The organism is Sphingomonas beigongshangi, from assembly GCF_016820445.1.
Classification (GTDB): domain Bacteria; phylum Pseudomonadota; class Alphaproteobacteria; order Sphingomonadales; family Sphingomonadaceae; genus Sphingomonas; species Sphingomonas beigongshangi.
On record NZ_JADHDT010000003.1, the window covers coordinates 89,331 to 103,867 of the forward strand.

11 protein-coding genes are annotated in these 14,537 nt (G+C 66.6%); 1 reads left to right on the forward strand and 10 read right to left on the reverse strand.

Annotated elements, in window-relative coordinates; all coding sequences use genetic code 11:
• Position 1 precedes the first annotated feature (1 nt).
• The 6 genes from IQ292_RS06255 to IQ292_RS06280 form a co-directional block, all read right to left on the reverse strand.
• Positions 2–577, reverse strand: a complete 576-nt coding sequence (locus IQ292_RS06255; protein ID WP_203309468.1) for a GspH/FimT family pseudopilin — start codon at positions 575–577, stop codon at positions 2–4.
• The gene (gspG, locus tag IQ292_RS06260; RefSeq protein WP_203309469.1) at positions 552–998 is read right to left on the reverse strand and encodes a type II secretion system major pseudopilin GspG; all 447 of its coding nucleotides are present in this window, start codon (positions 996–998) and stop codon (positions 552–554) included. Before gspG ends, IQ292_RS06255 begins: the two co-directional genes overlap by 26 nt.
• A gap of 8 nt (positions 999–1,006) precedes the next feature.
• On the reverse strand, positions 1,007–2,230 hold the full coding sequence (gene gspF, locus IQ292_RS06265; protein WP_203309470.1) for a type II secretion system inner membrane protein GspF: 1,224 nt from the start codon (positions 2,228–2,230) through the stop codon (positions 1,007–1,009).
• Between the two features lie 35 nt (positions 2,231–2,265).
• Entirely contained in the window at positions 2,266–3,735 is a 1,470-nt protein-coding gene (locus IQ292_RS06270; protein ID WP_203309706.1) for a GspE/PulE family protein, read from the reverse strand.
• 107 nt (positions 3,736–3,842) lie between these two features.
• Entirely contained in the window at positions 3,843–6,032 is a 2,190-nt protein-coding gene (gspD, locus tag IQ292_RS06275) for a type II secretion system secretin GspD (protein WP_238940899.1), read from the reverse strand.
• Positions 6,033–6,103: 71 nt separating this feature from the next.
• The gene (locus IQ292_RS06280; RefSeq protein WP_203309472.1) at positions 6,104–6,940 is read right to left on the reverse strand and encodes a type II secretion system protein N; all 837 of its coding nucleotides are present in this window, start codon (positions 6,938–6,940) and stop codon (positions 6,104–6,106) included.
• Between the two features lie 122 nt (positions 6,941–7,062).
• Here IQ292_RS06280 and IQ292_RS06285 point away from each other — a divergent pair, with 122 nt between their 5' ends.
• Entirely contained in the window at positions 7,063–7,719 is a 657-nt protein-coding gene (locus tag IQ292_RS06285; RefSeq protein WP_203309473.1) for a prolyl hydroxylase family protein, read from the forward strand.
• A gap of 28 nt (positions 7,720–7,747) precedes the next feature.
• On the opposite strand, the gene IQ292_RS06290 is transcribed toward IQ292_RS06285, so the two are convergent.
• The 4 genes from IQ292_RS06290 to IQ292_RS06305 form a co-directional block, all read right to left on the reverse strand.
• Positions 7,748–10,570, reverse strand: coding sequence for a TonB-dependent receptor domain-containing protein (locus IQ292_RS06290; RefSeq protein ID WP_203309474.1), 2,823 nt, complete (start codon positions 10,568–10,570; stop codon positions 7,748–7,750).
• A gap of 94 nt (positions 10,571–10,664) precedes the next feature.
• Complete coding sequence (locus IQ292_RS06295) at positions 10,665–12,311, reverse strand: hypothetical protein (RefSeq protein WP_203309475.1); 1,647 nt, start codon at positions 12,309–12,311, stop codon at positions 10,665–10,667.
• Between the two features lie 202 nt (positions 12,312–12,513).
• Complete coding sequence (locus tag IQ292_RS06300) at positions 12,514–12,750, reverse strand: DUF5818 domain-containing protein (RefSeq protein WP_203309476.1); 237 nt, start codon at positions 12,748–12,750, stop codon at positions 12,514–12,516.
• A gap of 317 nt (positions 12,751–13,067) precedes the next feature.
• Entirely contained in the window at positions 13,068–14,519 is a 1,452-nt protein-coding gene (locus tag IQ292_RS06305; RefSeq protein ID WP_238940861.1) for a hypothetical protein, read from the reverse strand.
• Between the last annotated feature and the right edge of the window lie 18 nt (positions 14,520–14,537).

Here is a 14,537-nt window from a genome sequence, read left to right on the forward strand (position 1 = left end):
TTCAGCTCGCGATCCGCACACTGCCGTCGGCCGCGACGTCGATGACGGCGCGTGCCGGACCGCGGGTCAGCACGACCTGTGCCGCCCGATCGGCCAGGCCGGTCGGATCGAAGACGACACGCAGCCGCCCGCCGGTCGCGCCGTCGATCCGCGCGGCCGTACCGTCGTTCCAGCGCGTCACCCGCATCGGCGTGTCCGCCATCGGCGTCCAGGCGCCCGCGACGCGCTGATCGAAGCCATAGCCGCCGGGCGTGATCCACAGGCTGACGCTGCGCCCCCCGACGATCGCGGCGTCGTGCGCCGCGCGTGCACGCAGTCCGAACCGCGCCGCCTCGTCGGCGACGCGTCCGCGCGGATCCGGCATCGCATAGACCGCGACCGCCGCGGCCAGCGCGATCACGACGACGACGACCATCAGTTCGACGAGCGTGAAGCCGTGTTCGGCGGAACGCCGAACGGGCGTGAAGCCGTGTTCGGCGGAACGCCGAACGGGCGTGAAGCCATGGCCGGCCGGCCGCTTCGCCTGGACCGCCCCTCGCGGATCGGTCGCGTTACTGCCAGGAGCCGATGTCGGCATCGATTCCCTCGCCGCCTTCCTTGCCGTCCGCACCATAGGTCCAGACGTCGGCCTCGCCGTGCTTGCCCGGCGACGCATAGAGATACGGCCGGCCCCACGGATCGTTCGGCAGTTTCTTCAGATAGCCGCCGCGCTGATAGCGAGAGGCGTCCGCGCCCGCCGGCGCTGTGACGAGCGCCTGCAGCCCCTGGCTGGTCGTCGGGAAGGTGGACATCTGCAGGCGGTACAGCTCGAGCCCGCCCTCGATCTGCGCGATATCGGCCTTCGCCTTCTCGACCCGCGCCTTGTCGCCCGACGGCAATACGTTGAGCGCCACGATCGTCGCGAGCAGACCGATGATCACGATGACGACCATCAGCTCGACGAGCGTGAACCCCTCTTCGTCCCGGCGACGGCGGCGCTTCTTGTCTTCGATGTTCATAGACTTCCTCATTGACCCGCGAGCGTGTTGAGCTGGAGGATCGGCAGCAGGATGGATAGCACGATGGTAGCGACGATACCGCCCATCACCACGATGATCGCCGGTTCGAGCAGCGACAGTGCGGTCGCGGTGAAGCGGTCGAACTCGCGCTCCAGATAATCCGCCGCGCGTTCCAGCATCTCGTCCAGCCGCCCGGCCGCCTCGCCCGACGCCGCCAGATAGGTGAGCAGCGGCGGGAACACGCCCGCCCGCCGCATGGCCGCCGACAGGCTGCCGCCGCCGCGGATCGCGTCGACGATCTCGTCCGACGCCAGGCGCAGCCGCCGGTTGTGGATGGTGGAGGCGGTCAGCGCCAGTCCTTCGAGCAGCGGCAATCGGCTCGCGACCATCGTCCCCAAAGTGCGCGCCATCCTCGCCGCATGAAGGTCGCGCAACAGGCGCCCGACGAGTGGCAGTCGCAGCAGGCGCGTATCGACGGCGAGGCGCAGCGCCGGATCCCTGAGCGCGAACCAGCTACCGACGCCGATCGCGAGTGCGACCAGCGCCATCAGCCACCACCAGCCGACGAGAAGGGCGGATATCGCGATGACGATCCGCGTCAGCAGCGGGAGCTGCTGGCCCACCGTGTCGAACTGCTCGACGACCTGTGGCACGACGAACATCATCAAGGCCGTGACCACGCCCAGCGCCACCACCGCGAGGATCGTCGGATAGGCGAGCGCGGTGATCAGCTTGCCCCGGATTTCCGCCTGCCGTTCCAGCAGCGCGGCGAGCCGGTCAAGGATGGTGGGCAAGCTGCCCGAGCTCTCGCCCGCCGCCACCATCGCGCGATACAGGGGCGGAAAGCTCTTCGGTTCCCGCGCCATCGAATCGGCCAGCCGGCGCCCTTCGACGACGCCGGCGTGAACGGCTACGACGATGCCGCGGACGCTGTCCTGCTCCGTCTGCCGCGTGATGGTGCGCAGCGATTCCTCCAGCGGGGACACGCGGTTGAGCGTCGCGAGCTGGCGCGTGAACAACGTCAGCTGCTTGCCGCTCATCTTCGGCCGGCCGAACTGAAGGCCGAACAGCGGACGGCGCGTCGTCGCGGGCGGCGCGCCCGGCTCGATCCGGACGACGTACAGCCGGCGCCGGTCGAGACTGGCCCGGGCCGCGTCGATATCGGCCGCCGCGACATGCCCGCGCTGCTCGCTGCCGCGCGTGTCGATCGCGACATAGTCGAAATCAGCCATCGGCCCTGGCCGGGCGAGGCGGCGTCACGGTGGCGCTAGGCATCGTCCGCCTCGCGCCGCGTCACGCGCACGGCTTCCTCGGGGGTCGTCAGTCCCGCCTTGACCAACGCCTTGGCCGATTGCGCCAGGCTGGTGCTGTGTTCGAAGGCGTGGCGCGCGATCGCCGCCTCGTCGCCGCCTTCGTTGATGAGCCGCCGGATCGTCTCGTCGACGCGCACGCCCTCGAACACCCCGATGCGGCCGCGGTAGCCGGTATGGTTGCAACGCTCGCAGCCGACCGCCTCGTACACCATCTTGCCCGGCTTGATGCCGAGCAGCGGCGCGACGCCGTCCGCGGCCCGCACCGGCCGCCGGCACACGTCGCACAGCCGCCGGACCAGCCGCTGCGCGATCACCGCGCGCAGCGTCGAGGCGAGCAGGAACGGTTCGACCTTCATGTCGCGCATGCGCGTGATCGCGCCGACCGCGTCGTTGGTATGCACCGTGGACAGCACGAGATGTCCGGTCAGCGACGCCTGCACCGCGATCTCCGCGGTCTCGCGATCGCGGATTTCGCCCACCATCACCACGTCCGGGTCCTGGCGCAGGATCGCGCGCAGACCGGCGGCGAAGGTCAGGCCCACCTTGGCGTTCACCTGCGTCTGACCGACGCCCTCGACGGCATATTCGACCGGATCCTCGACCGTCAGGATGTTGCGGCTGCCGTCGTTCAGAAGGCGCAGCGCGCCGTAGAGCGTCGTCGTCTTGCCCGATCCCGTCGGCCCGGTGACGAGGATGATGCCGTTCGGTTCTGCCAGCGCGTGGCGGAGCAGCGCGTACATCGCCTCGTCCATGCCGAGCGCGTCGAGGTCGATGCCGGCATTCTCCTTGTCCAGGATGCGCAGCACGACCCGCTCGCCCGCGCGGCTCGGCAGCGTCGAGACGCGGACGTCCAGTAGCTTGCCGCCCAGTGTCAGCCCCATCCGGCCGTCCTGCGGCACCCGGCGTTCCGCGATGTCGAGCCGCGCCATCACCTTGATGCGGCTGACCACGACGGGCGCGACGTGCGGCGGCATGCGCAGCGTCTCGCGCAGCACGCCATCGATCCGCATCCTGACGACGAGGCCGGTCTCATAGGGTTCGATATGGATGTCCGACACGCCGTTGCGCGCGGCATCGGCGATGATGCCGTTGATCAGGCGGATCGCCGGCGCATCGTCCGCCGTGTCGAGCAGATCCTCGGCGGTCGGCAGCCCTTCCGCGAGCATGTCGAGCTCGTCGCCCATGCCCACCGCCGCCATCGCCGTCGCCTGCCCGTCCATGGCATAGGCATCGGACAGCAGCCGGTCGAACGCCACGGGCGGCACGACCGCGACGTCGAACGCCCGCGCCAGATATCGGCGCACCTCGATCAGCATGCGCGGATCGGCGCCCTCGCGCAGCGCGACGACGGGCGTCGCTTCGGGCTCGGTGGGCTGCAGCACGACGCCGTGCTTGCGCGCAAAGCCGTAGGGGATGGCGACCATCGGCACCGCGGCCGGATCGACGGCTGCGCTGTCCTCGGGCAGCGGCGACGCCTCGCGCGCGACCGGCGGTAGCGGATCGAGATCGGCCCCGGGCGCGAAGGTCTCCATCACCGCCGCTTCTCCGGCCGGATCGTCCGCTGGGAGACGCTTGTTCGTACGGGAACCGCGATCCGCGGGTCCTCGATATTGCCCGGTCCCGGCGCGGACGGGATGGGAGGCGCCGCGCCCAGATAGTCGCGCACCAGCTCGTCAATCGTCGGTTCCTCGCCCGGCGTCTGCAGGCCCTGCTGCTGGCGGAGATAGCCATAGCGCCGCTCGGCCAGCTTGCGGCTGTCCTCCGGCGTGCGGAGGATCGTCGGGCGGATGAAGATCATCAGATTGGTCTTGTTGCGCGACTTCGCCTTCGACTTGAAGAGGTTGCCGAGCACCGGAATGTCGCCGAGCAACGGGATCTTCTCGATCGTTCGACGTTCCTCGTCGCTGAGCAGACCGCCCATCACAGCGATCTGCCCGTCGTCGACGGTCAGCGTCGTCTCGACCTGCCGCTTGTTGAGGATGAGGTCGCTATTGTCGTTCGACACCGGTCCCGCGATCGAGCTCACCTCCAGCCGAAGGTTGAGCTTGATCGAGCCGGAGGAATTGACCTGCGGCCGCGCGGTCAGTTCTATGCCGACGTTTTCCCGCTGCGTCGTGCGGAAGGTATTGTCGAAATTGTTCGACAGCGCCTGTCCGGTGGTGATCGGAATCTCCTGGCCGACCAGGCTGTAAGCTTCCTGATTGTCGAGCGTGACCAGGTGCGGCACCTGCAGCAGGTTCGACGTGGTGTCGCTCTTCACCGCATTGATGATCGCGCCAAAGATCGTGTCGCCGATCTGGCCACCAAACCCGCCGAAGCCGCCGGTCGAGCCGAGGATCGAGCTGATCGCCGACTGGGTCAGCTGGTCCGACGCGCCCGTGTTCGTCGTCACCGTCGTCGCGACGCCATTGGCGACGGTCGTCGTCGTGTTGCGGCCGAGCTCACGCGCGCCGATCGCGCCGGCGATCTGCAGGATGTTGGGCGCGGAGTTCGAAAAGGTCGAGGCCGCGAACGCACCGCCCGACGGGTTGGCGAGGATGAACTGCGCGCCGAGCCGGTTGACGGTGGCGTCGGAGACTTCCGCGACGATCCCCTCGATGACCACCTGCTCGCGGCGCGTGTCGAGCTGCCGCACGACATCGGCCAGTTGGCGCTGGATGTCCGCCGGCGCAGCGATGACGATCGCATTGGCGCCCTGGAAGCGCGTGACCACCGCCGCCGTCCGGCCGCCCTGCGTCGTTATCGCGGGCTGGCCGTTCGCCGCGCCGCCGCCGACGCTCGCAGGCGCCTGCGACACGATCGGCTGCGACAGCGCGGGCGCGCCCATGCGGTTCGTGCCGCCCGAGCCGCCGTTCGCGGTCAGTCCGGAGCCGGCGCGGCTCAGCTGCGTCTGCTGCGGCTGGTCCGGGGTCTGGCCGACCAGTTGCTGCAGCACGGGCAGCAGCTGCGCGGCATCGGCGTTCTCGAGGAACACGACCTTGATCTCGGTCCCGTTCTTCGCCTTCTGGTCGAGGTCCGCAGCGACCGAGGCGAGCCGCGCCACGCTCGAGGCGTCGCCGCGGATGATGACGCTGTTGGAGCTGTCGACCGCGACGACCGACGCACCGACCGCACCGGGTGCGGCGCCGCCGCCCTGCCCGCCGCCTGCCCCGCCGACCAAGCCCTGCAAGGCCGCGGCGATCTCCTTCGCGCTCGCATTCTTCAGCGCGATGACGCGGGTCGAGGCATTGTCCGCATCGACCCGGCGCAGGACCTCGCGCACGCGGCGGATGTTGTCCGCGAAATCGACGATCACCAGGCTGTTGGCGCCGCGATTGGCGCTGACGGATCCTTGGGCGCTGACGAGCGGCCGCACCGTTTCGATGGCCTGGGCGGCGTCGATCGAACGAAGGCGCACGATCTCGGTGACGAAGCTGTTGCGGCCGGCCCCGGCCACGCCGATCCGGCTCGGCTGCGCGGCCGCATTGTCGATCGGCTGCACGCGCAGCGCCCCGTTGCCCGTCGGCACCGCGACCAGCCCGTTGGCACGCAGGGTCGACAGCACCGCCTCGAAATATTCCGATTTGCTCAACGGGCGATCGGTGACCACGGTCACCTTCCCCTGCACACGATTGTCGATGATGAACGTCCGGCCGGTGACCCGCGCGGCATCGGCGATGAATGCGCGGATGTCGGCATCGCGTACGTTGAGCGTGGTCTGCGCCAGCGCGGAGGCCGGCATGGCGACGCCGTTCAGCACGAGCGCGAAGCCAGCGACGGACGGAAGGAGAAAGCGGATGGGCGAAACAGTCTTCATGGCGTGGGTGCGACCGTGATGGCGAGGGGCAGCGTCTCGGTGCCGCGCTCGACGGTGATGGGAATATTGCCGCCCTTGGCGAAGTCGGCGGTGACACGATCGACGTCCTGCGGGCCGCTGACCGGGCGGCCGCCGATCGAGACGACGACGTCGCCTTCGCGCAGGCCGGCGGCGCGGAACAGCGCCCCCGAACCCTGGGGCCGCACGACGAGGCCGGTCATGCGGCCACCGTCGATACGCGGGATGAAGCCGATCTCGTTGCGCAGCTGCCCGGCCTGGATCGCGGGCGCGGAGGATGCGCCGGGTGCGACGATCGCCGGGGCGGGCTGTCCGCCCGGTGCCGGCGCGGACGCGGGCGCATTGTCCTGCGTCAGGAACAGATCCTCTGGCCGCCCGCCGCGATCGATCGTGATATGGTCGAAGGCCACCGCCTTGAGCGTCACGCCGGGAAGCACCTCCTCGCCGACGCCGATGCTCTTCTGGATCCCGTCGGGTCCGGCGACGATCGCCGATCCGCGACCGGACGCCTCGTCGACCCGAATGCCGTAGAGCGTGAGTTGCAGCGCGGTGACCGCGGTCGGTGCAGCGGTGCCAGCGTCCAGCCGGAAGAAGGGATCGAAGCTCGCCAGCACGTCTGCGGGCTGGCCGGGCACCACGACATCGGCAGGACGCCAGTCGCCGAGCGGCGACACCGGCGTCGCCAGCGTCCAGACCAGACGCGCCGACTGCACCGCCAACGCGCCGAGCAGCACGAGTTCGGCCAGGGAATAGACGTTGACGACCGGCAGCCGCCGCAGAAGGCGGCGCGTGCGCGCGTCCAATTTCAAACGCATAGAGGTTTCCGGTCTCGCACCCTTGCGCCCGTGCATGCCATGTTCCGTGCCGATGGCATAGTGCCGAATACTGACGCCATGACGAATTGGCGGCGGCGCCAGCGCGCGGTATCGCAGGCGGCATGGCCAGTCTTCCCATCCTCGGCAATGGCGTCGACCCGCGTCCGATCGCCGACCGCATCCTCTCCCACCCGGGTGTTCAGAAGGTGCCCAATGCCAAGCTCGACCTGTTCCTGGCGCGGGGCTTCCTGCCGCCGGAGAGCTGCGCCGCGCTGATCGAGCGGATCGATACGGTCCGCCGCCCCTCGACGATCGCGGACCCGAACGGCGATGCCGCCTTTCGCACCAGCGAGACCGGCGATCTGTCCGCCGCCGATCCGATCGTGCAGGTGATCGAGGCGCGGATCGCCGCCTTCACCGGCCTCGACCCCGTCCATGGTGAGCCGCTGCAGGGTCAGCGCTATGCGGTTGGGCAGGAATTCAAGGGACATACCGACTATTTCGATCCCGACGGCGTCGACTATGCGCGCTATTGCACGGTCGCGGGAAACCGCACCTGGACGATCATGGTCTATCTGAACGAGCCCGAAGCCGGTGGGGCGACGCGCTTCAAGGCGATCGACAAGACCATCCAGCCGGAGACCGGCAAGCTCGTCGCATGGAGCAATCGCCGCCCCGACGGATCGCTGAACCCCGCCACGCTTCATCAGGGGATGAAGGTGCGCAGCGGGGTCAAGTACGTCATCACCAAATGGTTTCGCGAGCGACCCTGGGCCTGACCACCCCCATTGGGGTGACGGCCCCGCCTCAGAAGGTCGTGCTGAGGCCCAGGCTGAACACGCGTCCCAGATTGTAGCGGTTGATGAACACCTCGCGCCCGTCGGCGAAGGTCTGGCTTTCGCGATAGCGGGTCCGCGTCAGGTTGCGCGCCTCCGCCTTCAGCTCCCACTTGCCGCCGGCGACCTCGAATCCCTGGCGCACCACCATGTCGACGCGGATTCCCGGATGTTCGACGATGTCGGGCTGGAAGCGATCGCCGCCCAGCAACGACGGACCGCGGTTGGTGACGCGATCGCTGGCATAGTTGAACAGCAATGTGATCTGCGACAGCGAGGCGGTGTCCTCCAGCCCGACCTGCACGTTGACCAGATGGTCCGACTGACCGGTCAGCGGCGCTCCGTCGCGGAACAGCTTGAACGCCCGGCCAAAGCCGGCGGCGCAGCCGTTAACCGGCTGCGCGCCCGGCGATACGTCGGGCACGCAGCTGTTGTCGGCGGTGATCTTCGACTTCGTATACGTATAGTTGGCGACGAACAGCGCCCGCCGCGTGGCGAAGAAGTCGCCGCCAAAGACGTCGCCGAGCTTGAAGTATTTCTGCACCTCGACCTCGCCGCCGTACAGCGTCGCCTTCGGCAGATAGGTGAAACCGGTCTGCAGCCGGTCGTCGGCGCCGGTGTAGAAGCCGACCTGCTCGATCGGATTGTCGATCCGCTTGTAGAAGCCCGCCGCGGTGAAGCGCTGGTCCCGGCCGAAGAACCACTCGTAGCGCGCCTCGAGGTTGTACAGTTCCGAATCGCGCAGGTTCGGATTGCCGAAGAACAGGCGATCCGAATCGGGATCGCGGAACTGCTGCGGGGCGAGCTCACGGAATTGCGGGCGAGAGATCGTCTTGGCGAAGCTCGCGCGCAGCTGCTGGTCCTTCGCGAAATTCCAGGTCAGCGTCGCCGCCGGCAGGAAATAGTCGTTCTTCAGCCGCGTCGTCGTCGACTTGATCGGCGTCACGCGCTCGTCGCCCGTCTCGTAGCGGACGCCGATCACGGCGCGCAGGCCGTCGAGTGCCTCCGCCTCGGCCTGCACATAGCCCGCGTGCACGTCGAGCTTCGCGGCATATTCATAGGCGCCGAGCGGCGTGTTGAACTGCAGCTGGAGCGTGCAGGGGATGGTGTTTGCCGTCTGCGGGCAGGCGTTGTTGATGACGTCCGGGCTCAGCAGATAGTCGGGGCGGAGGAGGTTATAGGGATATTGCGGCGCGGTCCCGCCGCCCAGCGACGTCTGGTAGTTGAACTGGAGCCGCGACGAGGTGCGCTTGGTGCCCTGGTAGAAATAGCCGGCGGACAGCGTCATCGGCCGGTCGGTGTCGAGCTTGTACGAGGCATCCGCCTGCCCCGTGTACAGATCCTCGTTCAGCTTGCTGAAGATGATCGAGGCGAAGGGGGTGAAGCGCTGGGTCACCTGATAGGCGCCGTCGCACTGGAAGCCGCCCGCCTGCTGGCCGCCGTCGCCGGTGATCGGCAGGCCGGTCGTGGTGCGGTTCGAACAGAGATAGTCGAACTGACGCTCATAGGGCGCGTTGCGCTTCGAATTGGCATAGGCGCCGCGGGCGTCCAGCTTCAGCGCGTCGCTCAGCTGGAATTCGCCGACCAGCTGGCTTTCGATCAGCTGCCGTTCGAACCACGCCGTATTCTGCTGGAAGCGCAGGCCCGACGGGTTGTTGTACAAGGTCGCGGCGGACCCGCGCGCCTGCTTCAGCCTGTCGTGGATATAGACATTGGTCCAGCGCACGGTGTTGCGGCCGAATTCATACCCGAGCCCGATCAGCGCATTGGCGACCGCTCGATTGTCGGTGATCAGCGTGCGATAGTCGTTGCGCAGCTGCCCGTCCTCGCTCACCGAATCCTGCTGCGTCGACAGGCGCGTGCGCCAGGTGTTGCTCGCGCTCAGCGAGGCGACGACGCCGAGGCGGGAGCCGCCCAGGTCGAACACCGATCCGCCGCTGATCTCCGCCGACCAATTGGCGGGGAGCTGGTTGTTGCGCTGGAGCAAAGTGGTCGGCGCGTTGGTCAGCTGCGCGACCTGCGCCGCCGGGATCAGGCCCGATCCGCCGGGGGCGCTGGTGATGAACGACGGCACCTTGCGCGCGCCATCGTCGAAGCCGATCCAGTCCGCGCCGCCGCCGTAATAGGTGTAGCCGAGCTCGCTGGTGGTCGCATCGTCCGCCGCGATCGTCGCGCCGCCCGACAGGAAGTTCTTGTCGGGGATCGCCTTGGTCGTGAGGTTGATCACGCCGCCGCCGAACTCACCGGGGTAATTGACCGAATAGGTCTTCTGGACCAGCGCCGACCCGACGATCGTCGTCGGAAATATGTCGAGCGGCACGGAGCGGCGCAGCGGTTCCGGGCTCGGCAGCGGCGAGCCGTTGAGCAGCGACGAGGAATAGCGGTCGCCGAGGCCGCGGACATAGACGAAGCCGCCGCCGACCACCGACAGGCCGGTGACGCGGGTCAGCGCGCCGGCGATGTCGCCCTCGCCCGTCCGCGCGATGTCCGCGCTCGACAGCACCGACACGATCTGTGCCGTGGCGCGCACCGTATTGGGGATGTTTCGGCCGACGACGACGATATCGCCCAGATCCTGTGTGCCGGGTGCGGAGACCTCGACCTGCTCCTGATCGGTGGACGCGGCCGCCCCGTCGGCCGGGGCGGGATCCGTCTGCGCATCCGGCGACGTCGCGGTCGTCGAGGGCGTCGTGGGCGGCGGCGTGGCGCTGCCGGTCTGTGCCAGCACGGCCGGCGCCGTCAGCGTCGAGGAAAGAAGGAGGAGCGTGGCGAAGGCGAGCCGCTGCTGCTGCATGACCGTGGATTCCCGGTACGAGGGGTCTTCGAAACAGGTGTCCGGGGCGGCGCTGCCGCCACCCCGGTGCCCGACGATGTCGAGGGGGTGCGCGTCAGCGGCCGTTGCAGGCGAAATAGACCGAGTTGAACGACGGCGGCCCAAAGTCCTGGAGCGCGCTGTCGGCCGGTCGCACCGTGGTGCGGCCCCCCGCGGTCTGCTCGCCCGCGATGATGTTGACGCAGGCGACGCTCGCCGGCGTCTTCACCACGCCGTTGACGAAGCGCATGTCGGACCCGCCGCGCTGGCGGATCGCCGCCGGGGCGAGCGCCGTCTGGATGAAGGTGAAGTTGGCGAAGGTGGAGAAGGTGCGCGGCAGCAGGTCCTCGGCGTTGTTCGAGTCGATCTCGGTCGAGAAGCTGTCCGCGGTCGCGCCCAGCACGCGCTGCGCCGCGACGATGAACTGCATGAAGCCGCGATAGCCGTTGTCGATGTCGAAGCCGTCGTCGTCGGCGCCGGTCACTGCGAAATACTTGATGTTCGTGTTGCCGCCGAAGATCTCGACGCCATCGTCCGCGGAATTGTGGCTCTGCACGTGGTCGATGACGGTGCCCGAGCCGGTGCCGCCCAGCGTCAGCCCCTGCAGCTCGTTGCCGTCGCTGATCGCGATTCCCGAGTAGCGGATCTGGACATAGGACATCTGGCCGCTCGAGTCCGCGGCATTGGGGCCGCCGTAGAAGCGGCCCGTCACGCCCTCGATCGCCTGCTCGCAGGTCGTCGAAGAGCCCGCGGCGTTGTTCGGGCCCGTGCCGCTGCGGCAGACGCCGGTCGGCGCGCGGCCGAGCAGGATGATACCGCCCCACTGGCCCTGGCTCGCGTCCGAGACGCCGTTGGCGACCATGTTCTGCTGCGAGGTGAAGATGATCGGCGCGGTTGCGGTGCCGACCGCCTGGATGCGCGAGCCGCGGTTGACCAGCAGCAGGTCGTTGGTCGACTCATTGGCATTGGCGAAGATCACCACGCCCGGCTCGATCGTCAGCGTGACCCCCGAATTCGCCCCGGTCGTGCCGACATCGGTGCCGACCTCGGTCTGGCCGGTGAAGCGATAGGCGATGCCCGGAATGCGCGGCAGCGTCAGGCTGGTCGTGATCGCCTGCGGGATGTCGCAGACCTTGAAGCCGCCGACGGTGGCGACGTTGGCGGCGCCCGTCGTCGTGCCGGTCGGCGTGTTCGTGCCGCTTGGGCACGACGCGCCCGACGCGAGCGTGCCGACCGCCGGCACCGCGGTGCAGCGCGCGCCCGACCCGCCGAATTCCGCCGAGGTCGAGTTGCAGGTCCAGCCCTGGAAGCTCGTATCGGTCGGGCCGTTGAACGCGCCGACATAGTTGGTGGAGGTGAAGAAGCCGTCGATCCGCGCCGGATCGCTCGCGGTCGCGAGCGACGTCGCGCTCGTCGGATAGATGCCGTTGATCGTGCTGCCGGTGCCGTTGACGTTGTTGTTGCTGCCGGCGTTGACGATCGCGAGCTGCTCGTCGGCGGTCACGGTGATGCCGTTGACGGTGGTCGCCGCGGCGAACTGCGCGGCGGTGATCGCGGCGGTCGGCGTCGGGGTCGGCGTCGGCGACGGCGCGGGCGCAGGCTGCACGATCGTCACGCTGCCCGCGCCGGGCGACGCGACATTGTCCGCGCCGCCGCACGCCGCCAGCACCAGGCTCGCGCTCGTCATCATCAGGAAATTGCCGTAGCGCGTCTTGGCCGCCATGATCGATGCTCCCAGTCGTCGTGTCGTTGGATGTCGGGCAGAGGCGCCCGCGACCGGCCAAGGCATCCCCCCTGCCGGTCTCGAACCGGCGGGTAGGCGCCTTAAATGACATGAGAATGAGATTCGTGTGACGGAGCCGCGTCAGTGATGCGACACTTCAATGACATTAGCAGGTGTTAGCGAGGAGCGGGATCGGCGCCCGTCAGGGGCGCTCCGTTGCGTCGTCCGTGGCAAGGGTCGCCCTCACCGCGACGTCGTCCAGGATGTTGAAGCCTGTGCGCACTCCATCAACGGTCACGCGGCGGCCAAGCAACGCGACGGCGGCGCGCGGCATGGAGACGAACCAATAGCCCCCGCCCTCGACGTCGATCCGATGGATAAACTGGCGATCGTCCCAGCTCAGTGTGCCGGTAATGACGTGCCGGGTACCTCTTGGCATATCCGCGCCTCCCGGGAAGTCCGATGCGGTACGCCCCCGCTATGGACTTCACACCTGATCCTTGGTGATCGGGGAGTTAGTAAACCGAACACAGCCGGTCCCTACGACCTTTAGGCTGGAAAGCCCTGGACATGCGTCGCAGGCTCCCCGACCATAAGGGTCAAGGATGCGTGGACTGCATCGGGCAGCCCAACCGCTGTGTTTCGGGGTTACTAAGCCCCAGAGCCGTGCGTGGCGGCTCTGGGGCTGTTATGCAGGCTATAAGGCGCGGAGGCAATCAATCGGAGTGGGGGACAAGATGAACCTGTGCGTCAGGGTCAACGACCGGGCCCCTTGCGCTTGCTCGCTGATGCTCTGCGCTTCGCATCAATGACGACAATATCCGAGGCAGCCTCACCTGCGGCTAGGGCAGCGTCACGCAACCGCTCGATCTTGCGGAGCTTGAAGCCCATACCGCCAATGTCCATGATCACGAAGATACCAGCCGAGGTCGCGGCAGCTTTCTTATAAACTTCTAGTTGGTTCTTATATCCGCTTTCAACGGTTCCCTTCGAAAGCTTCATCTCAACGACTAGCCGTCCGTGGAAGCCCGTCGAAAACTTAAAATCTACTGGCCCTCCGCCCGAGTTTGTCTCTGGAGATATATCGACATTGTTGACGGCGCACATGACCGTCGCAACCGCAAAAAATAGAAGCTGGCTCGCCCGTTCATGCCGATGCGACGTGCCATTCCATAGCAACTCCCACATATTATTATCTTCAACGAGCTTCCTAAATTGCTCGATTATCTCAAGAACAGTCTGCCTCAGACCAGCGGCATCCAAATCCGCTGGAGGCTTGATCATGCCAGCAAAGACCTTTGGATCTTGATAGAGAATGCGACGAAATTGATAATATCCGTCTAAGTCAGCCTTTTCATCATAGCTTTCCGACGCCCCAGCCACAGCCCGCATAATAAGACGCAGTATACGAGCCGATTTAAGACTGATCTCTCTAACGGCTTTTTTCTTCTCCGTTACGCTTGCCCGAGCGAAATTTCCAAACATCTGGTTGACAGCGTCACGTATTTCATGAACCTCCATCACAACGCGAGACACGTCGGACCAGTCCGCCGCCAAAGGAAGATCACGGAGAAGGTCACGGGGCACTAGAACGATTGGAAGATCAATATTGTACGGATTTTCAGGTAGCGAGCGATTACCGTATTTGGCCCCGAACCCCCGAACTGGAATACTGTTATTCTTACAAAACTCCTCCGTTATTTCGCACAGAACGGGAAGGAGAAAATTTGTGGTCATGTCGCTGAGAGTGTCAGGACCGACACCTTTCTCAAACAGCCCCATTAACGGTATCATGTCGGGGTTCTTCTCGCCCAACGTGATGATTTGCTTCGCAGTACGCAGTATGTCGTGACGCAGATGCGGCGGCCGTGAACTGCCGCTTGTCCCGGCACCGCCGAACCCTAAGCCTGTCTCCGGTCGCTCGTCCAAATTTAGGGCTTTGAAGGCCCCCTTCCACGCCACGTCTCCTTCAGCTTGGGATATGTCGACCAAGCCAATCACGTTATCGAACGACTGCTTAATCAGCTTGCGCCCATCGCGCTTAATGATAGGATTTTGGCTCTTATAAATGAGCAATGGGTCTATAAAAAGCTTTGTGTCACTATTTAGCACCGGATCGAGAAGCTTAGCAGCGTCGAGCTTCTTAGGGTCAATTTTAAAATGCTTCGAGAACAAGACGGGATGAATTAATGTTTTCTTGCCTGCCATAGACCCGCCTCCTCTTGA

Bases quoted from the DNA above. Each gene is read 5' to 3' on its own strand.
- gspD (WP_238940899.1), bottom strand. From the start codon at position 6,032: ATGCCGGCCTCCGCGCTGGCGCAGACCACGCTCAACGTACGCGATGCC.
- IQ292_RS06300 (WP_203309476.1), bottom strand. From the start codon at position 12,750: ATGCCAAGAGGTACCCGGCACGTCATTACCGGCACACTGAGCTGGGAC.
- IQ292_RS06255 (WP_203309468.1), bottom strand. From the start codon at position 577: ATGCCGACATCGGCTCCTGGCAGTAACGCGACCGATCCGCGAGGGGCG.
- IQ292_RS06280 (WP_203309472.1), bottom strand. From the start codon at position 6,940: ATGCGTTTGAAATTGGACGCGCGCACGCGCCGCCTTCTGCGGCGGCTG.
- IQ292_RS06270 (WP_203309706.1), bottom strand. From the start codon at position 3,735: ATGGTCGCCATCCCCTACGGCTTTGCGCGCAAGCACGGCGTCGTGCTG.
- gspF (WP_203309470.1), bottom strand. From the start codon at position 2,230: ATGGCTGATTTCGACTATGTCGCGATCGACACGCGCGGCAGCGAGCAG.
- IQ292_RS06305 (WP_238940861.1), bottom strand. From the start codon at position 14,519: ATGGCAGGCAAGAAAACATTAATTCATCCCGTCTTGTTCTCGAAGCAT.
- IQ292_RS06295 (WP_203309475.1), bottom strand. From the start codon at position 12,311: ATGGCGGCCAAGACGCGCTACGGCAATTTCCTGATGATGACGAGCGCG.
- IQ292_RS06290 (WP_203309474.1), bottom strand. From the start codon at position 10,570: ATGCAGCAGCAGCGGCTCGCCTTCGCCACGCTCCTCCTTCTTTCCTCG.
- gspG (WP_203309469.1), bottom strand. From the start codon at position 998: ATGAACATCGAAGACAAGAAGCGCCGCCGTCGCCGGGACGAAGAGGGG.
- IQ292_RS06285 (WP_203309473.1), top strand. From the start codon at position 7,063: ATGGCCAGTCTTCCCATCCTCGGCAATGGCGTCGACCCGCGTCCGATC.